This is a genomic window from Tsukamurella hominis (assembly GCF_965137015.1).
Lineage (GTDB): Bacteria > Actinomycetota > Actinomycetes > Mycobacteriales > Mycobacteriaceae > Tsukamurella > Tsukamurella hominis.
This window is the reverse complement of the sequence record NZ_CBCRZG010000001.1, coordinates 92,706-114,727: the sequence shown is the minus strand read 5'-3', so window position 1 is coordinate 114,727 and position 22,022 is coordinate 92,706. Positions and strand designations below refer to the sequence as shown.

The window sequence follows — 22,022 nt, the reverse complement described above, 5'->3', positions numbered from 1 at the left end:
GCGATCACGATAGCCGCTAGCATCGGTTCCCATGGCGCAGACTGCACGCGACACCGGCATCGACGATCCCACCGCGGCGGCCCGGGAGGCGGCCGACGCGCTCATCGCGGCGACCGGAGGTGAGCGCTTCGACGTGGCGGTCGTCCTCGGCTCCGGCTGGGCGCCCGCGGCAGATGCGCTCACGGCGCGCGGCGCCGCCGCCGGCTCCGTCCCGATGGCCGAGCTGCCGCACTTCGCGCCGCCCAGCGCGGCGGGCCACAAAGGCACGGCGTCTGCCGTGGTCGTCGGCGGCAAGCGGGTGCTGGTCCTGCTCGGCCGCACCCATGCCTACGAGGGCCACGACCTCTCCCGCGTGGTCCACCCCGTGCGCACGGCGTGCGCGGCGGGCGCGTCGACGGTGATCCTCACCAACGCCGCCGGCGGCCTCCGCGAGGGAATGTTCGTGGGCGAGCCGGTGCTGATCTCCGACCACCTCAACCTCACGACCCGCTCGCCCCTGGTCGGCGCGCAGTTCGTCAACCTCGTCGACGCCTACTCCCCCGCCCTGCGCGCGCTGGCACAGCAGGTGGATCCGTCGCTGAACGAGGGCGTCTACGCCGGGCTGCCGGGCCCGCACTACGAGACCCCGGCCGAGATCCGGATGCTGCGCACGCTGGGCGCCGACCTGGTGGGCATGTCGACGGTGCACGAGACGATCGCCGCCCGCGCGGAGGACGCCGCGGTGCTGGGGATCTCGCTCGTCACCAACCTGGCCGCCGGCATCACCGGCGAGCCGCTCAACCACGAGGAGGTCCTCGAGGCCGGTCGCGAGGCCGCCGCGCGAATGGGCGGCCTGCTCGCCGACGTGATCGAGGCGATGGAGGCATGAGCGCCGAGCTCGCGGCCGAGGCCCTCGCATGGATCGAGGGCGACCCCGACCCGGCGACCCGCGCCGAGCTCGAAGCCCTGAGCGGCGACGAGCTCGCGGAACGCTTCGCCGCCCCGCTCTCCTTCGGCACCGCGGGCCTGCGGGGCCCGGTGCGCGGCGGACCGTCGGGCATGAACGTGGCGGTCGTGACCCGCACGACCTGGGCGCTCGGCGAATGGCTGAAAGCGAAGTGCCTGGGCGGCGGCACCGTCGTCGTCGGGCGCGACGCGCGGCGCGGCTCGGAGGCCTTCTTCGCTGCCGCCACCGAGGTGCTCGCGGCCCAGGGCTTCGCCGTGGTGGCGCTGCCCGAACCCGGCCCCACTCCGTGGGTCTCGTTCGCGACCAAGGCGCTCGGCGCCGTCGCGGGCGTCCAGATCACGGCCTCGCACAACCCGCCCGCGGACAACGGCTACAAGGTCTACCTCGACGGCGGCGCCCAGTTGGTCTCCCCGGCCGACGCCGAGATCGAGAAGCTCATCGCCGCGGCCCCGCACGCCACGGCGATCGAGCGGACGCCGGTGCCCGCCGACCCGCGCGCCGCCGAGGTGGTCGCGGCGTACCTGGACCGCGTCTCCTCGCTGCGCCCGGCGCCGTCCGCGCCGCTGCGGATCGCCCTGACGCCGATGCACGGCGTGGGCGGGAAGGTCGCGGTGGAGGCCCTGCGCCGCAGCGGCTTCGACGACGTGCACGTCGTGGAGCAGCAGTTCGCGCCCGATGGCGAGTTCCCGACGGTGACCTTCCCCAATCCCGAGGAGCCCGGCGCATCCGACCTGCTGCTCGCCCTCGCGGAGCGGGTGGACGCCGACCTCGCGATCGCCCTCGACCCCGACGCCGACCGGTGCGCCCTGGGCGCCCGGTTCCCCGGCGGCTGGCGGATGCTCACCGGCGACGAGTCCGGTTCGCTGCTGGGCGCCCACCTGCTCGATGCACCGCTGGACGGCGCACCGTCGGATCCCCTCGTGGCGACGACGATCGTCAGCTCCGAGCTCCTCGGCGCGATCGCCGAGAGCCGCGGCGCGCGGTACGCGCGCACCCTGACCGGGTTCAAGAATCTCGTCCGGGCGGGCGACGGCCTGGTGTTCGCGTACGAGGAGGCGCTCGGCCTCTGCGTCGACCCGTCGACGGTGCGCGACAAGGACGGGATCTCCGCCGCGGTCGTCGCCGCCGGTTACGCCGCAGCCCTGAAGGCGCAGGGCAGCGGGTTGCCCGACGCCCTGGACGCGCTGTACCACCGGCACGGCGTGTACCTGTCGAGCCAGTACGCGCTGCGCGTGGACGACGTCGCGCGGATCGCCGCGATCATGGCCGCGCTGCGCGCCGACCCACCCATTGAGGTTGCAAACACCGCCGTCGGCTGTGAGGATCTTCTGACGGCACGCCCCGCGACGGACGCGCTGGTGTTCCGCGGCGACGGCGTCCGGGTCACCGTGCGCCCCTCCGGAACCGAGCCGAAGGCGAAGTTCTACCTGGAGGTGATCGAGCCCGTGACAGTCGACAGCGACACGAGCGGCGCCGAGGCGCGCGCTCGACAGCGGCTCACCGAGGTGACCGAGACGGTGCGTAAGTGGGCGGCCTTCGGGTGAACCGCCCCGCCCGCCCGGCCGATCCCGCACGCGGCCGGGTGATCGCCGTGTCGGTGCTGGTGGGGGTCTTGATCGTGGTGGCCGCAGCCGCGGCCGCCACCGCCTACGTGAGCGGCAAGCGGCCCACCGAGCCCGCGGCCGTGGCGGCACCGCCCTCCGGACCGTCGAGTTCCGCCCCGGTGACCGCGACGGCGACCCCCGAGCCGGCGAAGCCCGCGCCCGCACCGTCGATCCCCGGGACCGACGTGCTCGGCTTCCTGGGCACACCGGCGCGCTGCGCCGACGGCGACGGTGCGCGGATGATGGTCCTCACCGCCACCTCGCAGGCCGTCGTCTGCGATCGCGCGGGCGCGCTGTACTACGCGGGCTGGCGCATCGACACCGGTACCGGGACGCGCATCGAGGGCGTACTGCCCGCAGGCCCGGGCTGGGTCGCTCGCGCCCCGGACGCGACGATCAACATCACCCCCGCCGGCCTGGTGATCAGCACCCCGTCGGGCGAGTTCACCGAGCCGGCGACGGGATTCTGGGCGGCCCCGTAGCCCCGTCCCGTTCCGCGGGTCAGGTCCAGCGCGGGCCGAACTGGCGGTCGCCGGCGTCGCCGAGGCCGGGCACGATGTAGGCGTTCTCGTTCAGCCCCCGGTCGACGGTTGCCGTGACCAGGCGGACGGGGTGGCCGCAGTCCGCGAGCGCCTGCACGCCCTCGGGCGCCGCGACGACGCACACCGCGGTCACGTCGGTCGCGCCGCGCTGCGCGAGCAGGCTCAGCGTCTCCACCATCGAGCCGCCGGTCGCGAGCATCGGGTCGAGCACGAAGACGGGACGGCCCGCGAGATCGGCGGGCAGCGACTGGAAGTACGGCTCGGGGACGTGGGTCTCCTCGTTGCGCCCCATACCGACGAAGCCCACCTGGGACTCCGGCAGCATCGCGTGCGCCTGGTCGACCATGCCGAGCCCGGCGCGCAGGACGGGCACCAGCAGCGGAGGCTTCGCGAGCGCGGCGCCGTCGGTGTCCTCGAGCGGGGTGGTCACGGTCACGGGGGCGACGGCGGCATCGCGCATGGCCTCGTAGACCAGCATCTGGGTGAGCTCCTTGAGCGCTGCGCGGAAGGAGGCGTTGTCGGTGGCCTCCGCGCGGAGCGCGGTGAGGCGGACGGCGGCCAGGGGGTGGTCGACCACGGTGATCTGCATGCGGTCAGCGTATCGGGAACCTCGCGGGGGCCTGAGGCGTCCAATCAATGAGGGGGTATTGCGATGGAACCGTTTCTGATGACGACGAGCGCGGTGACGGCGGCGGGGAGCGAGCTGGGGTCGCTGGCCGCGTCGGTGGCGGGGGCCGCGGGAGCGGGCGCCGTCTCGGCCGCGGCGCTCACACCGGTCTTCGGGCTGGTCGGCGGCGACTATCTGGCCGAGCTGTTGGGCGCCGTCACCGCCGCCGATGCCGAGGTGACACGTCTGGCGGCGTTCTACACCTCGGCCTCCGCCGGGGCGGCGCGGACGGTGGCCTCCGCCGTCGCCACGGACGCGGGCGGCGCGGGGGCGCTGCTCGGGCTGCTGGGCGCGCCGTGAGCGGCATCGTCGCGGCGCTGGCGGCGCCGCTGCGGGCCCTGCTCGACACGTTCGGCACCGGCGACCTCTCCGTCGCGGGGGTCGACGCGGCGATCCGGGCGGTGGAGGCCGAGCTGGCCCGGGTCAGCGCGCAGACGGATTCGGCGACGGTCAGCGTCGGCAGCGCGTGGACGGGCGTCGATGCGACGACCGCGCAGCGCACGATCGGCACCGGCGGCACCGCCGCGGCGGCCCTGTCGCAGCACAGCGGATCGATCCGCGAGTCGGTCACGACCGCCGCCGGGGTGGTGAGCAGGGGCCGCGCGCGGCTGCAGGCCGTCCTCGACTCTTTCGTGAGCAAGGCCGAGGCCGCGAACCCGACGCTGCTCAACCCCACCGGGCTGATCGCGGTGCTCACGCTGGCCGCCGACCACCTGCAGCAGGCGCTCGACGTGCTGCGGTCCGTCCGCGACGAGCTCGACGGCGAGACCGGCACGGTGTCCGGGCTGGCGGAGAGCACCCCGACCGCGCCCGCCACCGTCGACGGCGGTGCGGCGACGACGCCCGCCTCGACGACGGCGACCGCGACCCCGTCGACCTCCTCCCCGACCGGCACCGGCTCGGGATCCGGAGGCGGCTCGGGCGGCGGAGCCTCCCCCGTCAGCGGGCTCACCTCCGCGCTCACGTCCGCGAACCGGAGCGGCTCGGGCTCGGGCCGTGGCTCCGGGGCGAAGACGGTGTCCGCCTCGCGCCGGTCCGGGGCGACGGTGACCGCCGACGGCAAGGGCGGCTACGACGTGCGGCTGCCCGACGGCACGGTGGTGAAGGCCCCGAACGCGAAGGCCGCCGCCGCGGTGCAGGCCGCGCTCACGCAGTTGGGCGTGCCCTACTCGTGGGGCGGGACGACGCCCGGAGTCGGGCTGGACTGCAGCGGATTCACGCAGTGGGCGTACCGGCAGGCCGGCATCGAACTGCCGCGCCTCGCCAACGAGCAGGGCGTGGGAGCGGCGGTGAGCGCCGGGCAGGTGCAGCCGGGCGATCTGGCCGTGTGGGAGGGGCACGTCGCGATGGTCATCGGCGACGGCCGCATGGTGGAGGCGGGCGATCCGGTGCAGATCTCCGCGATCCGCACGGACAACATCGGCCAGCAGTTCTACGGGTTCTTCCGCCCGACGGGCTGAGCCCCGTGCGGTCGGATCCTCCAGCCGACGCGCAGGCGGCCCGGTGCACTACGCTGGGCGCCATGGCGTCTGACATCGTCCCGATCGAACTCGGCCTCACCGACGGCCCGGTGTACACCCTGTGGGCACCGCGGTGGCGTGACGGGGAGGACGAATGGGAGGCCTTCCTGGGCCTCGACGAGGACCTGTACGGCTTCTCGTCGGTCGCCGAGCTGGTCGCCTTCGCCCGCAGCGGCAAGCCGAACGACCTGGACGACCACCCCGCCTGGGAGGCCCTGACCACCCTGCCCGCGGAGGCCTTCGTGCCCCGCGACGACCGCAGCTTCGACCTGATCTCGGTGCCGGAGCTCGCCGCCGAGGAGCCCACCCCCGAGGTGATCGCGGAGCTCGAGGACACCCTCGAGATCGTCGGCCTCATCGGCGAGGTGTGCGAACTGATCGACGTCACCAAGTTCTTCAACGGCAACCCGGTCCTCGGCACCGTGCGGATCGGTACCCGCAACTTCGAGGGCCGCGAGGGCGCGGAGATGTGGCACAAGGTCGGCCAGATCATCAGCCGCAAGTGGGACGACGTGATCGACGCGATCGAGGGCGTCGTCAGCACCCCGAAGGTGTCCGCCACGCTCACCGAGGCGGCCGAGCAGGAGCTCGCGGAGGCCGAGGAGAAGGCCGCCGCCCTGGCCGCCGATGCCGCGGACCTGGACGACGACCTCGACGACGACCTGGACGACGTGCCCGGTCTCGACACCGACGACCTCGATGAGGACGACGACGAGTACGAGGGCGACGAGGACGCCGACGACGGCGCGGCGCTCGCGAAGAGCGCCGAGGAGGACTTCGAGGACGAGGAGGAGGAGGACGACTCCTTCTGGGGTCAGGTCGGCATCGACCCGATCAAGATCATCACCTCCACCGGCGAGTACTACACGCTGCGCTGCTACCTCGACGACAACCCGGTCTTCCTGGGCCGTAAGGGCAAGATCTACGTCTTCGACTCCGAGGGCGCGCTGGCGCGGTACCTCGCGGACGACGACGACACCGACCTCTCGTCGGTCTCCACCTTCGACGAGGTGCGCGTGGCCGCGACCGACGGATCGCTGGAGATCGAGGTCTACGACGACAACGTCTACGTGCTCCCCGGAATCGGCGAGGACATCGCCGACGGTCCGCGGCGCATCGACCGCGATCAGCTGGACCTCGCGGTGGAACTGCTGCTGGACTCGGCCGACTTCGCGGACGACGCCTCGGTGCGCGATGCGCTGCGCCCCACCACTCCGCTGGGCTTCTTCGTCTCCTACGCGCTCGACCCGCAGCCGCGGAGGCTCGCACCGTCGGGCCCGTTCGACAACGAGGCCGAGGCGTGGCGAGCCCTCGAGCACGACTTCGAGGACCGGCTCACCTCCAAGTGACCGGACCCCGCGGCGTCGCCGCCGCGGGGCATGCCTGCGTCAACCGATCAGCACCGCGAAGCCGGGCTTGATCACGTCGTCGATGATCGCGAGTCGCTCGTCGAAGGGCAGGAACGCCGACTTCATCGCGTTGATCGTGAAGCGCTGCAGATCGGCCCAGCCGTAGCCGAAGGTCTCGACCAGCTTGAGCATCTCCGCGCTCATCGTGGTGTCACTCATGAGCCGGTTATCGGTGTTCACCGTGACCCGGAAGCGCAACTGCGCCAACAGGTTGAAGGGATGCTCCTCCATCGAGGCGACCGCGCCGGTCTGCACGTTGGAGCTGGGGCACAGCTCCAACGGGATGCGCGCGTCCCGCACCCGTGCCGCGACCCGGCCGAGGACCGCGTCGGAGAAGTCGGTGGATCCCGGCTCGACGCCCGCGATGTCGTCGACGATGCGCACCCCGTGGCCCAGGCGATCGCAACCGCAGAAGGCCAGCGCCTCATGGATCGACGGCAGCCCGAACGCCTCTCCGGCGTGAATGGTGAAGGGCGCGGAGTGATCCCGCATGTACTCGAACGCGTCGAGGTGGCGGCTGGGCGGGAAGCCCGCCTCCGCGCCGGCGATGTCGAATCCGACGGCGCCGCGGTCGCGCCAGCGCACCGTCAGCTCGGCGATCTCGCGCGAGCGGGCCGCGTGCCGCATCGCGGTCACGAGGCAGCGCACCACGATCGGGCGGCCCGCGGTGCGCGCCGCGGACTCGCCCGAGGCGAAGCCCGCGAGCACGGCCTCCATGACCTCGTCGAGCGACAGGCCGCCCTCGAGGTGCTGCTCGGGCGCGAACCGCACCTCGGCGTAGACCACGCCGTCGGCCGCCAGGTCCTCCGCGCACTCGCGCGCCACGCGGGCGAGCGCCTCGGGCGTCTGCATCACGCCGACGGTGTGCTCGAACGTCTCCAGGTACTTCACCAGCGAGCCGGAGTCGGCGGCGTCCCGGAACCACGCGGCCAGCTCGGGCTCGGTGGTGGCGGGGAGGTTCGCGTAGCCGGTCTCGGCGGCGAGCTCGAGGACGGTGGCGGGCCGCAGCCCGCCGTCGAGATGGTCGTGGAGCAGCACCTTGGGCGCGCGGCGCAGTGCCTGCAGGTCGATAGGAGTGGGGCCAACGGGATTCGCCATAGGGTCAAGGTACCGGCTACCGGCGCGTAACACGGTCGGCGCGGCTATCGCTCCGTGAGATAGGTGAGGATGGCACGGACGCGGCGGTTCCCCTCCTCCGGGGGCAGGTCCAGCTTCGCGAAGATGTTCGCCACGTGCTTGGCGACCGCCGCGTCCGAGACCACCAGCGCTGCAGCGATATCGGCGTTGCTGCGGCCCTCCGCCATGAGGGCGAGCACCTCGCCCTCGCGGGGCGTGAGCCGGTCGAGCACCGTCGGGGTGAACATCTTCGAGATCACCTCGGGGTCCACCACCACTCCCCCGTTCGCCACGGTGTCGAGGGCGCGGAGGAAATCGTCCACGCGCCCGACCCGCTCCTTGAGCAGGTAGCCCACGCCGCCGCCGGAGTCCAGCAGCCGCCGCGCGTACGCGGCGGCGACGTACTGGGAGAGCACCAGCACCGGCAGGCCGGCGCGGCCGGCCCGCAGGTCCAGCGCCGCCCGGAGTCCGTCGTCACCGTGGCCGGGCGGCATCCGGACGTCGGTCAGCACCAGGTCGACGGTGCCTGGATCGATCGCCCGGAGCGCGTCGGCATCGCCGAGCAGGCCGGCCACCTCGTGGCCGGCCCGTTCGACGATCCGCTGCAGCCCCTCGGCCAACAGCACGGAATCCTCGGCTATTGCAATGCGCATCGCGCGCAGCCTACGACATCGCCTTCGCCCAGTAGAGCGTCGTGGGCCCTCCGGGCGGGCTCAGCACCGTCAGGGTCGCGCCGATCGACTCGGCCCGCTCGATCAGCCCGGCGAGGCCCGTGCCGCCGGCCGGGTCCGCCCCGCCCGTACCGTCGTCCATCACCGTCATCGACACCCCGAGCGCGCCCGCGGCGAACGTGATCCGCACCGTGCTCGCGCCGCCGTGCTTGATCGCGTTGGTGACGGCCTCGCTGGCGGTGTAGTACATGGCCTGCTCGATCTCGGCGGGCAGGCGGCCGCCGGGCGTCCAGCCCTCTCCCGCGCTCACGTCGACCCGGATCGCGCCGCCGAGCTCGGCGCACGCGGCCTCGACGCCGGCGTCGTCGAGCACCTGCGGGTGCACGCCGCGGACGGTGTCCCGCAGGCCCGCCATCGCGCGCTCGAGGCGGGCCTGCGCCTCGGACACCTGACCGCGCAGGGCCTCGTCGGCAGTGTCCGGCAGGCTCTGCTGCAGCTCGCCGAGCTGCAGCGACAGGCTCGCGAGGTCCTGCTGCGGGCCGTCGTGCAGGTTGCGCTCGATGCGGCGGCGCTCCCCCTCGAAGGAGTGCACCAGCACGCCGCGGGAGGCCTCGAGCGTCGTGACGCGCCGCTGCAACTCCTCCTCGGTGGGGCCGAGCAGCAGGCGCGCGGTGGCGGCCTGCGCCACGGACACGGCGTAGGTGATGTACAGCCCCACGGCGCAGATCACGGCGCCGATCGCGCCCCAGACCGCGCGGCCGACGACACCGTCGACCGCCGTGCCCATGACGTTGACCTCGTCGGAGAGGAGCGGGCCGACCAGGAGCCCGCCGCCGACGGTCCAGCCGATCACCGCGCCCAGGAACACGATCGGGGTGAGCACGGCGAGCAGCAACGAGTAGGCGACCTCACGCCAGGTGGCCCGCTCACCGAGCCGCGCGCCCGCGCGGGCGGACAGGTTCCCGGCGACGGGCGGGTGCGGATCGCCGATCGCCGTCTCCCCCAGCCACGTGACCCGCAGGCGCTCCAGCTTCGCCAGGCCGAACGACCACGCCGGCGCGAAGGGCAGCAGCACCACGACGACGTACAGGAAGAAGAGCACCCACCCGACGATCATCGATCCGGCGAAGTAGGCCAGGCCGCGCCAGGGCGCGGAGGTGGTGAGGAAGCGCATCGGCTCACGCAGCGGCGCGGCGAGCGCGCCGCGGACGGGCTCGCGCTGCACCGGGGGCGGGGTCATGGAGAAGATCATGCCGTAGACGCTAGGTCCGCCGCGGCCGAGAGTCCCTGGCCCCAGCGGGAGAATCCGGGGTGGTGCCAGCACTACCCCGGGCGGCTAGCGTGGCGGTATGCGCATCGCGATCCTCGACGACTACCAGGACGTCTCCCGCGAGTACGGCGATTTCTCCGGGCTCGACGTCACCGTCTTCACCGAGCCACTCACCGACGTCCCCGCCCAGCTGGCCGGGTTCGACGGGGTGGTCGCCATGCGGGAGCGCACCCGGTTCCCCGCCGAGGTGCTGCGGTCCCTCCCCGACCTGCGGCTCCTCGTATCGACGGGCCGCCGCAACGCCGCGATCGACCTCGCCGCGGCCTCGGAACTCGGGATCACCGTGTGCCACACCGGGTACCGCCCCGCCGCGGCCGCCGAGCACACCTGGGCGCTGATCCTCGCGGCCCTGCGCCACGTGCCGACCGAGGACGCGAACGTCCGGGCCGGACGGTGGCAGAGCACCGTCGGGAAGGAAGTGCACGAGAGCACGTTCGGCATCGTCGGCCTCGGCGGGCTCGGGCGCCGCGTCGCGCGGGTGGCGAACGCCTTCGGGGCGGACGTGATCGCCTGGTCGACGAACATCGACGGCGAGAAGGCCGCCGAGGTCGGGGCGGCGGCCGTGAGCAAGGAGGAGCTGTTCGAGCGCGCCGACGTGGTCACGATCCACTACGTGCTCTCCGAGCGCTCGCGCGGCATCGTCGGCGCCACCGACATCGCCCGGATGAAACCGGGCGCACTGCTGGTCAACACCTCTCGGGCGGGCGTGCTCGACACCCCGGCCGCCGCGGCCGCGGCGCGACGCGGCGACATCCGCCTCGCCCTCGACGTCTTCGACGCGGAGCCGCTGCCCGCCGACGACCCGATCCGCGACCTGCCGAACTCCGTCCTCACCGGGCACGTCGGCTACGTCACCGAGCAGCAGTACAGGACCTTCTACGCCGACGCGGCCGAGGACGTCCGCGCCTTTCTGGCGGGCGCCCCCGTCCGCGTCATGAATCCCTAGACGGTCACCCGGTCCAGCACGAGCGAGCCGCGCGGCGCGGCGGCGTCGCCGATGACGGCCGCGCCGTCCAGGGCGGCGACGGCACCGTCGAACTTCTCCGGGGTGTCGGTGTGCAGGGTGAACAGCGGCTCGCCCTCGACGACCCGGTCTCCGACGGTCGCGTGCCAGGTGACGCCGGCCCCGGCCTGCACGGGCTCGCCCTGCCGCTCGCGGCCCGCGCCGAGGCGCCAGGCGGCGATGCCGACGCCCATCGCGTCGAGCTCGGTGAGGACGCCCGAGGCGGGCGCGGCGACGGTGCGCGTGTGCTGGGCGACCGGCAGCGGCGCGTCGGGGTCGCCCCCCTGCGCCGCGATCATCGCCTTCCAGCTGTCCATCGCCCGCCCGTTGGCGAGGTGATCGGCGGGATCGGCGTCGACGCCGGCGAGCGCGAGCATCTCCCGGGCGAGGGCGAGGGTCAGTTCCACCACGTCCGACGGTCCGCCGCCGGCCAGGACCTCGAGCGACTCCGCGACCTCGAGGCCGTTGCCGGCGGTGCGGCCGAGCGGGGTGGACATGTCGGTGAGCAGAGCGACGGTGTTCACGCCCGAGTCGTGGCCGAGCGCGACCATGGTCTCGGCGAGCTCGCGCGCCTGCTCCGCGGTCTTCATGAAGGCGCCCTTGCCGACCTTGACGTCGAGCACGAGCGACGCGGTGCCCTCGGCGATCTTCTTGCTCATGATCGAACTGGCGATGAGCGGGATGGCCTCGACGGTGCTGGTGACGTCGCGCAGGGCGTAGAGCTTCTTGTCGGCCGGCGCGAGGCCGGAGCCGGCGGCGCAGATCACGCCGCCGACCTTCTCGAGCTGGTCGAACATCTGCTCGTTGGTCAGGTCGGCGCGCCAGCCGGGGATCGCCTCCAGCTTGTCGAGGGTGCCGCCGGTGTGGCCGAGGCCGCGGCCCGAGAGCTGCGGCACGGCGACGCCGTAGGACGCGACGAGCGGAGTGAGCGGCAGGGTGATCTTGTCGCCGACGCCGCCGGTGGAGTGCTTGTCCGTGGTCGCCAGCGGGCGGCCGTCGCGGCGCAGCCCGGAGAAGTCCATGCGCTCGCCGCTGGCGATCATGGCCGCGGTCCAGCGGGCGATCTCGCGGCGGTCCATGCCGTTGAGGAAGATCGCCATCGCCAGCGCCGACATCTGGTAGTCGGCGACCTCGCCGGTGGTGAACCTGTCGATCACCCAGTCGATCTGGCCATCGGTCAGGGCCTTGCCGTCGCGCTTGGCGGCGATGACGGAGACGGCGTCGAACACTTCGGTCATCGGATTACCTCATCCATGTCGTCGGGCCCGAAGGCGTCGGGCAGCAGCCGGTTCAGGGGCACCGGGCCGGCGCGGTGGTCGATCAGGAGCTCACCGCCGCCGTGTTCGTACAGGAGCTGGCGGCACCGCCCGCAGGGCAGCAGGACGTCGCCGTTGGCGTTGGTGCACGTGAAGGCGAGCAGTCGCCCGCCGCCCGTGGAATGGAGCGCGCCCACGAGCCCGCACTCCGCGCAGAGGGTCAGTCCGTATGAGACATTCTCCACATTGCATCCGGACACCACGCGACCGTCGTCCGTCAGCGCGGCGGCCCCGACGGGGTACTTCGAATAGGGCGCGTAGGCGCGCCCCATGGCGTCGACGGCGGTGCGCCGCAATGCCTCCCAGTCGATGTCGGGCACAGCCGATCACTCCCTTCCGGAGGCTTGTTGATTCCGGGTCAATTTCGGTCAGGCATACCTAACTAAATCTGTTCGGCCCCAACACATCGGGACCGTGGTTTCGATTCCACATTCCGGTGGGTTTAAGGTCAAGGCGTGGGTTCAGGTATACGTCGCGAACGGCGCCGGCGCGAGGGCTCAGTCCTTCCGTCGACCGAGGTCCGGCCGTATCCAAGAAACGATGTCGAAGGCAGGACTCGATGAGCAGTAGTACCGAGGTGGCGGCCGCCGAGGAGCCGCGCCGCGTCTCCCTCTACAAGGGCGATCCGGGGATGTTGAACTGGGTGCTGCACCGCATCAGCGGCGTCACCATCTTCTTCTTCCTGTTCGTTCACGTCCTCGACACCGCGGTCATCCGCATCGATCCCGAGGCGTACGACGCGATCATCAAGACGTACAAGACGCCGATCATCGGTCTGCTCGAGATCGGCCTCGTCATGGCCATCCTGTTCCACGCCCTCAACGGCGTCCGCGTGATCCTCGTGGACTTCTGGAGCAAGGGCGTGCAGTACCAGAAGGCGATGTCCATCGCCGTCTGGACGGTCTTCCTCATCACCGGCGCCGGAATGGCCGCGCGTCTCCTCTACATCATGATCTCGCACGCCTAGGGGGACGCAGAGATATGACTACCGCGAACGAACCCAAGCTCGCCAAGACGCTGCTCAAGCAGTACGACCGCCCCGCGTCGCTCGACAACCCGCGCTCGCCGCACCGTCCGGCGTCCGGCAACTTCGAGAAGTACGCGTGGCTGTTCATGCGCTTCTCGGGCATCGCGCTGCTCGTGCTCGTCTTCGGGCACGTCTTCATCATGCTCGCGCTGGACAGCCAGGGCGTGCACCGGATCAGCGCCGCCTTCGTCGCGCAGCGCTGGGCCAGCCCCTTCTGGCAGATCTGGGACATCACGATGCTGTGGCTCGCCCAGCTGCACGGCGGCAACGGCCTGCGCGTGATCATCGACGACTACGCCCGCAAGGACCGCACGCGGTTCTGGCTCAAGACCCTGCTCGTGCTGTCGATGATCCTGGTGGTCGGCCTCGGCTCGTACGCGCTCCTCTCGTTCGAACCGGCCTCCGTGCCCACCGCCCAGTAACGGCCAGGAAGGACTGACCCGCATCATGCAGGAACATCGTTACGACGTGGTGATCATCGGTGCCGGCGGCGCCGGTATGCGCGCGGCCATCGAGGCCGGGCCGCGCGCCCGCACCGCGGTGCTCACCAAGCTCTACCCCACCCGCTCCCACACCGGCGCGGCGCAGGGCGGCATGTGCGCCTCCCTCGCCAACGTCGAGGAGGACAACTGGGAGTGGCACACCTTCGACACGGTCAAGGGCGGCGACTACATCGTCGACCAGGACGCCGCGGAGATCATGGCCAAGGAGGCCATCGACGCGGTGCTCGACCTGGAGAAGATGGGCCTGCCCTTCAACCGCACCCCCGAGGGCAAGATCGACCAGCGCCGCTTCGGCGGCCACACCCGCGACCACGGCAAGGCCCCCGTCCGCCGCGCCTGTTACGCCGCGGACCGCACCGGCCACATGATCCTGCAGACGCTGTACCAGAACTGCGTCAAGCACGACGTGGAGTTCTTCAACGAGTTCTACGTCCTCGACATCGCGCTCACGGAGACCGAGGACGGGCCCGTCGCCACCGGCGCCGTCGCCTACGAGCTCGCGACCGGCGAGATCCACGTCTTCCACGCCAAGGCGATCATCTTCGCCACCGGCGGCTCGGGCCGCATGTACAAGACCACCTCCAACGCCCACACCCTCACCGGTGACGGCATGGGCATCGTCTTCCGCAAGGGCCTGCCCCTGGAGGACATGGAGTTCCACCAGTTCCACCCGACGGGCCTCGCGGGCCTGGGCATCCTCATCACCGAGGGCGTCCGCGGCGAGGGCGGCATCCTCCGCAACGTCGACGGCGAGCGCTTCATGGAGCGCTACGCCCCCACCATCAAGGACCTCGCGCCGCGCGACATCGTCGCCCGCTCGATGGTGCTCGAGGTGCTCGAGGGCCGCGGCGCCGGCCCGAACAAGGACTACGTGCTCCTGGATGTCACGCACATCCCGGAGGAGACCCTGATGGCCAAGCTGCCGGACATCATGGAGTTCTCGCGCACCTACCTCGGCGTCGACCCGGTCACCGAGCTCGTGCCCGTGTACCCCACCTGCCACTACGTCATGGGCGGCATCCCCACCAACATCCACGGTGAGGTGCTGCGCGACAACACGAACGTCGTCCCCGGCCTGTACGCCGCCGGCGAGTGCGCCTGCGTCTCCGTGCACGGCGCCAACCGCCTCGGCACCAACTCGCTGCTCGACATCAACGTCTTCGGCCGCCGCTCCGGCATCGCCGCCGCGGAGTACGCCAAGACGCACGACTTCGTGCCGCTGCCCGAGAACCCGGCCGAGATGGTCGAGAACTGGGTCGCCGCGATGCTCAGCGATCACGGCAACGAGAACGTCATGGCGATCCGCACCGAGCTGCAGCAGACGATGGACAACAACGCCGCCGTCTTCCGCACCGAGAAGACCCTGACGCAGGCCCTCGAGGACGTCCGAGCGCTGAAGAAGCGGTACGAGCACGTCACCGTCACCGATAAGGGCACGCGGTTCAACAGCGACCTGCTCGAGGCCATCGAACTGGGCTTCCTGCTCGAGCTGGCCGAGGTCACCGTCGTCGGCGCCCTCAACCGCAAGGAGACCCGCGGCGGCCACGCCCGCGAGGACTACCCGAACCGCGACGACGAGAACTTCATGGTGCACACCATGGCGTACAAGGAGGGCGAGGGCCTGGAGTCCGGGATCCGTCTCGACACCAAGCCCGTCGTGCAGACCCGCTACGAGCCGATGGAGCGTAAGTACTGATGACCGCCGCAGTTGACACCCCCGCGTCCGTGCAGCCTCCCGTTCCGCCCGGCTCCACGATGGTCACGATCAAGGTCTACCGGTTCAACCCGGAGGACCCCGACGCGGCCGGCTGGCAGAGCTACCGGGTCCCCGCGCTCCCCTCGGACCGCTTCCTGAACCTGCTCCTGTACATCAAGGGCTACCTCGACGGCACCCTGACGTTCCGCCGCTCCTGCGCCCACGGCGTGTGCGGCTCGGACGCCATGCGGATCAACGGCGTCAACCGCCTCGCCTGCAAGATGCTGATGAAGGACTTCCTCCAGGAGGGCAAGGACATCACCATCACGGTGGAGCCGATCCGCGGCCTGCCGGTGGAGAAGGACCTCGTCGTCGACATGGAGCCCTTCTTCGACGCCTTCCGCGCCGTGAAGCCCTTCCTGATGACTTCGGGCAACGAGCCGACGCGCGAGCGCATCCAGTCCCCCACGGACCGCGAGCGTTTCGACGACACCACCAAGTGCATCCTCTGCGCCTGCTGCACCACCAGTTGCCCGGTGTACTGGATGGACGGCTCGTACTTCGGTCCCGCGGCCATCGTGAACGCGCACCGCTTCATCTTCGACAGCCGCGACGAGGGCGCCGCCGAGCGCCTGGAGATCCTCAACGGCGTCGACGGTGTATGGCGCTGCCGCACCACCTTCAACTGCACCGACGCGTGCCCCCGTGGCATCCAGGTGACGAAGGCCATCCAGGAGGTCAAGCGCGCCCTCCTGTTCAGCCGCTAGAACCTTTACTGCAGCCCGGAAACGCCCCGGACCTCACTCGAGGTCCGGGGCGTTTCTCACTCCCGACGACAGGACCGCCCGTGGCCCCCAGCCTGATCCGCACCCCGATCGACGAGACCCTGCTGCGCGGGCACCTCGACCTCGAGCGGACGGCCCGCGGCCTCCTTCCGCACCGCCTCCCCGCCGAGGCCCGCCGCCGGATCCCCGACGCGCGGCTCGCCTCCGCGGAGGCGCAGCCCTCGGGCGTGCGCCTCGTCCTCCGGACCGCCGCCACCGTCATCGAGCTCGAGGCCCTGCCCACCAAGCGCGCGTACGCCGGCCTCCCGCCGCTGCCCGACGGTGTCTACGACCTCGTCGTGGACGGCCGCCTGGCCGCCCGGACGACGGTGCCGGGCGGGAACGTCGACACCGTCATCGACATGGTGACGCAGGAGGCCGAGTTCACCGAGGGCCCTTCCGGCACCGTGCGCTTCGCGGACCTGCCCGCGTGCGAGAAGGACGTCGAGATCTGGTTGCCCCATAACGAGATCACCGAGCTGATCGCGCTGCGCACGGACGCCGCGGTACTACCGCAGCCGCCCCTCGAACGCCTCTGGCTGCACCACGGCAGTTCGATCAGCCACGGCTCAGGCGCCACTCACCCGACCGGGACCTGGCCCGCGATCGCCGCGGCGGCCGCCGGCGTCGACCTGATCAACCTCGGCTTCGGCGGCAGCGCGCTCCTCGATCCGTTCGTCGCCCGCGCGATCCGCGACACCCCGGCCGACCTGATCAGCCTCAAGCTCGGCATCAACCTCGCCAACGCCGACGTGATGCGGCTGCGCGCCTTCACCCCCGCCGTGCACGGCTTCCTCGACACGATCCGCGACGGCCACCCGACAACGCCGCTGCTCGTGATCTCCCCCATCCTCTGCCCGATCCAGGAGCACACACCCGGCCCGGTGATGCCCGTGCCGTCGGCCGACGGCCTGCGCTTCGAGGCCACCGGCGATCCCGCCGAGGTCCGCGCAGGGAAGCTGACCCTGGCGGTCATCCGCGACGAGCTCGCCCGGATCGTCGCTGACCGCTCTGCGGAGGATCCGAACCTGCACCTCCTCGACGGCCGCGCCCTGTACGGCACAGAGGACTACGCCCGCCTGCCGCTCCCCGACGAACTGCACCCCGACGAGCCCACCCACTCCCTGATCGGCACCCGGTTCGGCGAGCTCGCCTTCGGCCCGGGCGGCGCCTTCACGCCATAGGACACCATCATGACACCATGATCCACCTGCTGATTCTCATGATTCTCGCCCATCACTGTTGACGTGACACCATGATGGTGTCATAGTTGACGCCATGGACATCACCCCCTTCGTCAGCGACCTCCAGCGTCAGCTCATCGCCGCCGCCGAACGCGACTTCACGGACGCCGGGGACAACGGCGTCGACGACGCCCGCGCCTCCGCGGAGCGCCTCGCCTCCGGCCTCGACGCCGCCACCCGGCTCGTCCTGCTGGACGCGCTGTCCGCCGCGGCCGGCGAGATCACCCGTGACCTGGTCCCCGGCTCCGTCGACCTGCGCCTGCGCGGCCGCGACGTCGAGTTCGTCGTCGCCGCCGCACGCCCGGAGCAGGACGAGGACACCACCACCGCGGCCGGCGTCGACTTCGACGACGCCAGCACCTCGCGCACCACCCTGCGTCTTCCCGACGCCCTCAAGTCGCAGGTCGACGAGGCGGCCGCGGCCGAGGGCGTCTCCGTGAACACCTGGCTGGTGCGGGCCGTCGCGGCCGCGCTCGCCCCGCGCAAGCGACGAACCGCGCAGCGCGCGCTCCGCACCGGCGACGACTTCGCCGGCTGGGCGCGCTGACGCCTCCCCCGCCCACCCCTCCTCCGAACACACCACAACCGCACAGCCCGACGAGAACTCCGCGCCCCCCGGGGTCGGCCGAGCGCACCCTTCGAAAGGTCCCACCATGCCCGTCTTCCCCACCCCCGAGCCCATCGACCTCGCTGTCAACCTGCAGGTCGGCGACATCGACGTGATCGCGAGCGACCGCACGGAAACCGTCGTGACCGTCTCCCCCAGCTCTCCCGACAAGGCGGCGGACCGGCGCGCCGCCGAGGTGACGCGCGTCGAGTTCGACGGTGCCCGGCTCACCGTGGTCGGCCCCAAGCCGAAGTTCAGCCTGTTCGGTCCGAGCGAGTCGGTGGACGTCACCGTCGAGCTTCCGGCCGGCTCCCGGTTCACCGCCGAGAGCGCCGTCGGCAGCGTCCGCACCGAGGGCCGTCTCGGCGCCACCCGGATCAAGGCGACCACCGGCATGGTCGAACTGGATGCGACGGGCGACCTGTGGCTGCGCGCCGGGCACGGGAACGCCACGGCCCGCGCGGTCGACGGCTCAGCGGAGATCACCGCCGACCACGGCCAGATCCGCATCGATTCCGTCGCCGCCGACGCCGTGCTCAAGGCCTCCCACGGCAGCATCCGCATCGGCGAGGCGCTGGGCGGCGTCGACGCCAACCTCTCCTACGGCGACCTCGACATCGACCGCTCCACCGGGTCCGTCACGGCGAAGACCGCCTACGGCGCCATCACCCTGCACGAGGTCTCCGACGGCGTCGTCGACGTGGAGAGCAGCTACGGCAAGCTCACCGTCGCTGTGGCAGAAGGCGTCCCCGCCTGGCTCGACCTGTCCTCCAAGGAGGGTCGCGTCCGCAATCACCTGGAGGAGAGCCTCCCCGATTCCACCACCGGCGACCACGTCGCGGTGCGCGCACGGGCCAAGTTCGGCGACATCGACATCCGGCGCGCCCGCTGAGCGCGCCTCCGAAGACCAGGAGAACATCATGACCATGACCACCACCGCGGCCATCGAGGTCCGCGGCATCGAGAAGTCCTACGGCGACCTGCCGGTGCTCCGCGGCGTCGACTTCGCCGTCGTCCCCGGCAGCATCTTCGCCCTCCTCGGCGCGAACGGCGCGGGCAAGACGACGCTGGTCCGCATCCTGTCGACGTTGCTGCGCCCCGATGCCGGCAGCGCCGTCGTGCACGGCTACGACGTGACCTCGGAGGCGCAGCAGGTACGCGAATCCATCAGCCTCACCGGCCAGTTCGCCGCGGTCGACGAGATCCTCACCGGACGCGAGAACCTCGTGCTCGTGGCGCGGCTGCGGCACCAGAGCGATCCCGGCGCCGTCGCCGACGAGTTGCTGAGCCGCTTCCGCCTCACCGACGCCGGAGGCCGGAAGGTCGGCACCTACTCGGGCGGCATGCGCCGGCGCCTCGACATCGCCATGAGCCTGATCGGCGATCCCGCGGTGATCTTCCTCGACGAGCCCACGACCGGCCTCGACCCGGAGGCCCGGATCGACGTGTGGGACATCGTGAAGGAGCTCGCCGACCGCGGGACGACGGTGCTGCTGACCACGCAGTACCTGGAGGAAGCCGAGCAGTTGGCCGACCGGATCGCCATCCTGCGCGACGGGAGGATCATCGCCGACGGCACCCTCGCCGAGCTCAAGCGGATGCTGCCGGCGGCGAAGGTCGAGTACGTCGAGAAGCAGCCCACGCTCGAGGAGATCTTCCTCGCCCTCACCGGAACCCGCACCGACACCCCCACCACGACCGAGGACCGATCATGACCAGCTACGCCGTCTCCGATACCAGTGCACTGCTGGGCCGTTCGCTCAAGCACATCACCCGCAGCGTCGACACCATCGTCACCACCGCGATCACGCCGATCGCGATGATGCTCCTGTTCGTCTACGTCTTCGGCGGGGCGATCAAGGGCAGCACCGGTGACGAGAACTACGTGAACTACCTGCTGCCCGGAATCCTGTTGATGGCCATCGCCTCCGGCATCGCCTACACCGCGCTGCGGCTGTTCAACGACATGCAGGGCGGGATTTTCGAGCGCTTCCAGTCGATGCCGATCGCTCGCTCGTCGGTGCTGTGGGCGCACGTGCTCACGTCGATGGTGGCCAACGCGATCACCGTGCTGATCATCATCGGGGTGGGGCTGATCATGGGCTTCCGCTCCTCGGCGGGCCCGCTCGCCTGGCTCGGCGTCGCCGGCATCCTGGCACTGTTCACCCTGGCGCTCACCTGGATCGCGGTGGCCGTCGGTCTCACGGCGAAGTCCGTCGACGGCGCGACCGGGTTCTCCTACCCGCTGATCTTCCTGCCGTTCATCAGCTCCGCGTTCGTGCCCACCGACACCATGCCCGGGCCGGTGCGCGCCTTCGCCGAGAACCAACCGGTGACCTCGATCGTGAACACCGTCTCGGCCCTGCTGGCCGAACGTCCCGTCGACACCGCCGACCTGGTCTCGGCCCTCGCCTGGTGCACCGGAATCCTGGTGGTCGCCTACGCCGCCGCGATGCTCGCCTACCGCCGCCGGATCAGCTGAGCCGCTCCATCAGCGCCACCGCCGGCCCCTCCCCAGGGGCCGGCGGTGAGCGTCGTCAGGCGTCGACGGACGCAGGAACCTTCTGATGCGTGGGCGTCGCGAAGAACTGCACCACGACGAAGGCGACGACGAGCGCCGCGGCGGGCAGGAGGATCGTCGAGCCCATGGCGTCGGCGAAGGGCCCCGCAGGAACTGCGGCAGCGCACCGGTGGCCATCGCGCCACCACCCTGCGCGTGCCCGGTCGCCGCGGCGATCTTGTCCTCGATCTCGTGCTGCATGAGCACTCCGACCGCCGCGCTACCGAGCACCGCGCCCACCTGCCGGGTCATGTTGTAGACACCCGAACCGGCGCCGGCGAGCGGCAGCGGCAGGTTCCGGTTGGCCGTGGCGGCGAGCGGTCCCCAGATGAAGGCGTTGCCCACACCCATGAGCGCGATCGGGGCCAGGATGCCGATCACCGGGGTGGTGTCGTGCGCGACGAAGGCCAGCCAGAACAGGGCCGCCGCGTTGGCCGCGAAGCCGAAACCGGTGAGGTACTTCGGGTGCACCTTGTCGGCGAGCTTGCCCGACGGGGCGGCCAGGGCCCCGGAGATCACGGCGAGCGGGATCAGCAGCAGCGCCGAGCGGGTGGGCGTGAGCCCCATGGACTTCTGCGCGAACAGCATGAGCGGAATCGACATGCCGGTGACGGAGAAGCCCATGCAGGCGATCGCCGCGTTGGCGAGCGAGAAGTTCCGGTCCTTGAACAGGGTCAGCGACATGAGCGGCTCGGCCGCCTTGGACTGCCACCACACGAAGACGACGAGCAGCGCGAGGCCGCCGGCGATCATCGTCCAGATCGTCGCGGACCAGTCCTCCTTCTGTCCCTCCTGCAGCCCGAAGGTCAGCAGGAACAGGCCGAGCGCGCTGAGCACGATGCCCGGGATGTCGAGCTTGTGCTTGTGCGTGGGCAGGTTCGGCACCAGGATCACGGCGGCGATGAAGGCCGCGATGCCCACGGGCACGTTGACGAAGAAGACCCACTCCCAGCCGAGGCGATCCACCAGCACGCCGCCGGCGAGCGGGCCGACGAGGATCGCGACGCCGGCGACGGAGCCCCACAGCGCCATGGCGGTGCCGCGCTTGGCGGCCGGGAAGGTGCGGGTGATGACCGCCATCGTCTGCGGCGTCATCAGCGCGGCGCCCAGGCCCTGCACGACGCGCGCGGCGATGAGCATCCCGATCGAGCCGGAAAGGCCGCACCACGCCGACGCCAGCGTGAAGACCACCAGGCCCGCCAGGTAGAGCCGCTTGGGCCCGTACATGTCGCCGAGGCGCCCGGCGAGCAGCAGCGGCACGACGTACGCCAGCAGGTAGCCGCTGGTCACCCAGATGACGCCGTTGAGGTCGGTGCCGTTGGTGAGGTCGATCCAGATCGCGTCCGTCGCGACCGAGACGATCGTCGAGTCCACGAGGATCATGAAGAAGCCCACGACCAGCGCCCACAGTGCGGGCCAGGGACGGTAGCCGGACGG

The 22,022-nt window shown here is 71.4% G+C and carries 22 protein-coding genes and 1 pseudogene; 16 read left to right on the top strand and 7 right to left on the bottom strand.

Annotation, left to right across the window (positions count from 1 at the left end; genetic code table 11):
* The first annotated feature begins 31 nt into the window (after positions 1 to 31).
* The 3 genes from ACM9LD_RS00550 to ACM9LD_RS00540 are packed head-to-tail and all read left to right on the top strand — an operon-like array spanning position 32 to position 3,032.
* Complete coding sequence (locus ACM9LD_RS00550; RefSeq protein ID WP_415674867.1) at positions 32 to 868, top strand: purine-nucleoside phosphorylase; 837 nt, start codon at positions 32 to 34, stop codon at positions 866 to 868.
* Positions 865 to 2,490 (top strand): phospho-sugar mutase, encoded by a 1,626-nt coding sequence (locus ACM9LD_RS00545; RefSeq protein WP_415674866.1) that lies wholly within the window; start codon positions 865 to 867, stop codon positions 2,488 to 2,490. Before ACM9LD_RS00550 ends, ACM9LD_RS00545 begins: the two co-directional genes overlap by 4 nt.
* Entirely contained in the window at positions 2,472 to 3,032 is a 561-nt protein-coding gene (locus ACM9LD_RS00540) for a hypothetical protein (RefSeq protein ID WP_415674865.1), read from the top strand. The genes ACM9LD_RS00545 and ACM9LD_RS00540 overlap by 19 nt, the downstream gene beginning before the upstream one ends.
* 19 nt (positions 3,033 to 3,051) lie before the next feature.
* Here the strand turns inward: ACM9LD_RS00540 and upp are convergent, their stop codons facing one another.
* Positions 3,052 to 3,681 carry a uracil phosphoribosyltransferase gene (gene upp / locus ACM9LD_RS00535; RefSeq protein ID WP_415674864.1) on the bottom strand — a complete coding sequence of 210 codons (630 nt, stop codon included), beginning with the start codon at positions 3,679 to 3,681 and terminating at the stop codon, positions 3,052 to 3,054.
* Positions 3,682 to 3,744: 63 nt separating this feature from the next.
* Between upp and ACM9LD_RS00530 the strand changes: the two genes are divergently transcribed.
* The 3 genes from ACM9LD_RS00530 to ACM9LD_RS00520 all read left to right on the top strand — a co-directional run bounded on the left by ACM9LD_RS00530 (position 3,745) and on the right by ACM9LD_RS00520 (position 6,628).
* The gene (locus ACM9LD_RS00530; RefSeq protein ID WP_415674863.1) at positions 3,745 to 4,059 is read left to right on the top strand and encodes a hypothetical protein; all 315 of its coding nucleotides are present in this window, start codon (positions 3,745 to 3,747) and stop codon (positions 4,057 to 4,059) included.
* Positions 4,056 to 5,219: a C40 family peptidase gene (locus ACM9LD_RS00525; RefSeq protein WP_415674862.1), complete on the top strand. Its 1,164-nt coding sequence runs from the start codon at positions 4,056 to 4,058 to the stop codon at positions 5,217 to 5,219. The genes ACM9LD_RS00530 and ACM9LD_RS00525 overlap by 4 nt, the downstream gene beginning before the upstream one ends.
* Positions 5,220 to 5,281: 62 nt before the next feature.
* On the top strand, positions 5,282 to 6,628 hold the full coding sequence (locus ACM9LD_RS00520; protein WP_415674861.1) for a primosomal protein: 1,347 nt from the start codon (positions 5,282 to 5,284) through the stop codon (positions 6,626 to 6,628).
* Between the two features lie 39 nt (positions 6,629 to 6,667).
* On the opposite strand, the gene ACM9LD_RS00515 is transcribed toward ACM9LD_RS00520, so the two are convergent.
* From ACM9LD_RS00515 to ACM9LD_RS00505, 3 genes are read right to left on the bottom strand one after another with little or no spacing between them, the layout of a single operon-like run.
* Positions 6,668 to 7,786 (bottom strand): adenosine deaminase, encoded by a 1,119-nt coding sequence (locus ACM9LD_RS00515; RefSeq protein ID WP_415674860.1) that lies wholly within the window; start codon positions 7,784 to 7,786, stop codon positions 6,668 to 6,670.
* 44 nt (positions 7,787 to 7,830) lie between these two features.
* Complete coding sequence (locus tag ACM9LD_RS00510; protein WP_415674859.1) at positions 7,831 to 8,457, bottom strand: response regulator; 627 nt, start codon at positions 8,455 to 8,457, stop codon at positions 7,831 to 7,833.
* Positions 8,458 to 8,467: 10 nt separating this feature from the next.
* Positions 8,468 to 9,727 (bottom strand): sensor histidine kinase, encoded by a 1,260-nt coding sequence (locus ACM9LD_RS00505; RefSeq protein WP_415674858.1) that lies wholly within the window; start codon positions 9,725 to 9,727, stop codon positions 8,468 to 8,470.
* A 97-nt stretch (positions 9,728 to 9,824) separates the two neighbouring features.
* On the opposite strand from ACM9LD_RS00505, the gene ACM9LD_RS00500 reads away from it, so the two are divergent.
* Positions 9,825 to 10,751, top strand: a complete 927-nt coding sequence (locus ACM9LD_RS00500; protein ID WP_415674857.1) for a D-2-hydroxyacid dehydrogenase family protein — start codon at positions 9,825 to 9,827, stop codon at positions 10,749 to 10,751.
* Here the strand turns inward: ACM9LD_RS00500 and ACM9LD_RS00495 are convergent.
* Positions 10,748 to 12,046 (bottom strand): thymidine phosphorylase, encoded by a 1,299-nt coding sequence (locus ACM9LD_RS00495; RefSeq protein ID WP_415674856.1) that lies wholly within the window; start codon positions 12,044 to 12,046, stop codon positions 10,748 to 10,750. The two genes, ACM9LD_RS00500 and ACM9LD_RS00495, sit on opposite strands and share 4 nt — an antisense overlap.
* Complete coding sequence (locus ACM9LD_RS00490; RefSeq protein ID WP_415674855.1) at positions 12,043 to 12,444, bottom strand: cytidine deaminase; 402 nt, start codon at positions 12,442 to 12,444, stop codon at positions 12,043 to 12,045. Before ACM9LD_RS00490 ends, ACM9LD_RS00495 begins: the two co-directional genes overlap by 4 nt.
* A 239-nt stretch (positions 12,445 to 12,683) precedes the next feature.
* Here ACM9LD_RS00490 and sdhC point away from each other — a divergent pair, with 239 nt between their 5' ends.
* From sdhC to ACM9LD_RS00445, 9 genes are all read left to right on the top strand, one after another.
* A complete protein-coding gene (gene sdhC / locus ACM9LD_RS00485) occupies positions 12,684 to 13,091 on the top strand; it encodes a succinate dehydrogenase, cytochrome b556 subunit (RefSeq protein WP_068741624.1) in 408 nt (135 codons plus the stop codon).
* Between the two features lie 14 nt (positions 13,092 to 13,105).
* Positions 13,106 to 13,573, top strand: a complete 468-nt coding sequence (locus ACM9LD_RS00480) for a succinate dehydrogenase hydrophobic membrane anchor subunit (RefSeq protein ID WP_068522412.1) — start codon at positions 13,106 to 13,108, stop codon at positions 13,571 to 13,573.
* Between the two features lie 25 nt (positions 13,574 to 13,598).
* Positions 13,599 to 15,350, top strand: a complete 1,752-nt coding sequence (gene sdhA / locus ACM9LD_RS00475) for a succinate dehydrogenase flavoprotein subunit (RefSeq protein WP_415674854.1) — start codon at positions 13,599 to 13,601, stop codon at positions 15,348 to 15,350.
* Positions 15,350 to 16,117: a succinate dehydrogenase iron-sulfur subunit gene (locus ACM9LD_RS00470; protein ID WP_068528814.1), complete on the top strand. Its 768-nt coding sequence runs from the start codon at positions 15,350 to 15,352 to the stop codon at positions 16,115 to 16,117. The genes sdhA and ACM9LD_RS00470 overlap by 1 nt, the downstream gene beginning before the upstream one ends.
* 80 nt (positions 16,118 to 16,197) lie before the next feature.
* Positions 16,198 to 17,358 carry an SGNH/GDSL hydrolase family protein gene (locus tag ACM9LD_RS00465; protein ID WP_415674853.1) on the top strand — a complete coding sequence of 387 codons (1,161 nt, stop codon included), beginning with the start codon at positions 16,198 to 16,200 and terminating at the stop codon, positions 17,356 to 17,358.
* Between the two features lie 94 nt (positions 17,359 to 17,452).
* Entirely contained in the window at positions 17,453 to 17,965 is a 513-nt protein-coding gene (locus ACM9LD_RS00460; protein ID WP_415674852.1) for a toxin-antitoxin system HicB family antitoxin, read from the top strand.
* 106 nt (positions 17,966 to 18,071) lie between these two features.
* Complete coding sequence (locus tag ACM9LD_RS00455; RefSeq protein WP_415674851.1) at positions 18,072 to 18,917, top strand: DUF4097 family beta strand repeat-containing protein; 846 nt, start codon at positions 18,072 to 18,074, stop codon at positions 18,915 to 18,917.
* 34 nt (positions 18,918 to 18,951) lie between these two features.
* On the top strand, positions 18,952 to 19,740 hold the full coding sequence (locus tag ACM9LD_RS00450; RefSeq protein ID WP_415675221.1) for an ABC transporter ATP-binding protein: 789 nt from the start codon (positions 18,952 to 18,954) through the stop codon (positions 19,738 to 19,740).
* Complete coding sequence (locus ACM9LD_RS00445) at positions 19,737 to 20,507, top strand: ABC transporter permease (protein ID WP_415674850.1); 771 nt, start codon at positions 19,737 to 19,739, stop codon at positions 20,505 to 20,507. Before ACM9LD_RS00450 ends, ACM9LD_RS00445 begins: the two co-directional genes overlap by 4 nt.
* Before the next feature lie 55 nt (positions 20,508 to 20,562).
* On the opposite strand, the pseudogene ACM9LD_RS00440 reads toward ACM9LD_RS00445, so the two are convergent.
* Positions 20,563 to 21,968, bottom strand: a pseudogene (locus ACM9LD_RS00440) (DHA2 family efflux MFS transporter permease subunit).
* Positions 21,969 to 22,022: the final 54 nt, after the last annotated feature.

Excerpts from the sequence above, each read along its gene's own strand:
- ACM9LD_RS00510 (WP_415674859.1), bottom strand. The coding sequence starts at position 8,457 with ATGCGCATTGCAATAGCCGAGGATTCCGTGCTGTTGGCCGAGGGGCTG.
- ACM9LD_RS00505 (WP_415674858.1), bottom strand. The coding sequence starts at position 9,727 with ATGATCTTCTCCATGACCCCGCCCCCGGTGCAGCGCGAGCCCGTCCGC.
- ACM9LD_RS00480 (WP_068522412.1), top strand. The coding sequence starts at position 13,106 with ATGACTACCGCGAACGAACCCAAGCTCGCCAAGACGCTGCTCAAGCAG.
- ACM9LD_RS00520 (WP_415674861.1), top strand. The coding sequence starts at position 5,282 with ATGGCGTCTGACATCGTCCCGATCGAACTCGGCCTCACCGACGGCCCG.
- ACM9LD_RS00460 (WP_415674852.1), top strand. The coding sequence starts at position 17,453 with ATGGACATCACCCCCTTCGTCAGCGACCTCCAGCGTCAGCTCATCGCC.
- ACM9LD_RS00445 (WP_415674850.1), top strand. The coding sequence starts at position 19,737 with ATGACCAGCTACGCCGTCTCCGATACCAGTGCACTGCTGGGCCGTTCG.
- ACM9LD_RS00545 (WP_415674866.1), top strand. The coding sequence starts at position 865 with ATGAGCGCCGAGCTCGCGGCCGAGGCCCTCGCATGGATCGAGGGCGAC.
- ACM9LD_RS00455 (WP_415674851.1), top strand. The coding sequence starts at position 18,072 with ATGCCCGTCTTCCCCACCCCCGAGCCCATCGACCTCGCTGTCAACCTG.
- ACM9LD_RS00500 (WP_415674857.1), top strand. The coding sequence starts at position 9,825 with ATGCGCATCGCGATCCTCGACGACTACCAGGACGTCTCCCGCGAGTAC.
- ACM9LD_RS00470 (WP_068528814.1), top strand. The coding sequence starts at position 15,350 with ATGACCGCCGCAGTTGACACCCCCGCGTCCGTGCAGCCTCCCGTTCCG.
- ACM9LD_RS00495 (WP_415674856.1), bottom strand. The coding sequence starts at position 12,046 with ATGACCGAAGTGTTCGACGCCGTCTCCGTCATCGCCGCCAAGCGCGAC.
- sdhA (WP_415674854.1), top strand. The coding sequence starts at position 13,599 with ATGCAGGAACATCGTTACGACGTGGTGATCATCGGTGCCGGCGGCGCC.
- ACM9LD_RS00550 (WP_415674867.1), top strand. The coding sequence starts at position 32 with ATGGCGCAGACTGCACGCGACACCGGCATCGACGATCCCACCGCGGCG.
- sdhC (WP_068741624.1), top strand. The coding sequence starts at position 12,684 with ATGAGCAGTAGTACCGAGGTGGCGGCCGCCGAGGAGCCGCGCCGCGTC.
- ACM9LD_RS00530 (WP_415674863.1), top strand. The coding sequence starts at position 3,745 with ATGGAACCGTTTCTGATGACGACGAGCGCGGTGACGGCGGCGGGGAGC.
- upp (WP_415674864.1), bottom strand. The coding sequence starts at position 3,681 with ATGCAGATCACCGTGGTCGACCACCCCCTGGCCGCCGTCCGCCTCACC.
- ACM9LD_RS00515 (WP_415674860.1), bottom strand. The coding sequence starts at position 7,786 with ATGGCGAATCCCGTTGGCCCCACTCCTATCGACCTGCAGGCACTGCGC.
- ACM9LD_RS00450 (WP_415675221.1), top strand. The coding sequence starts at position 18,952 with ATGACCACCACCGCGGCCATCGAGGTCCGCGGCATCGAGAAGTCCTAC.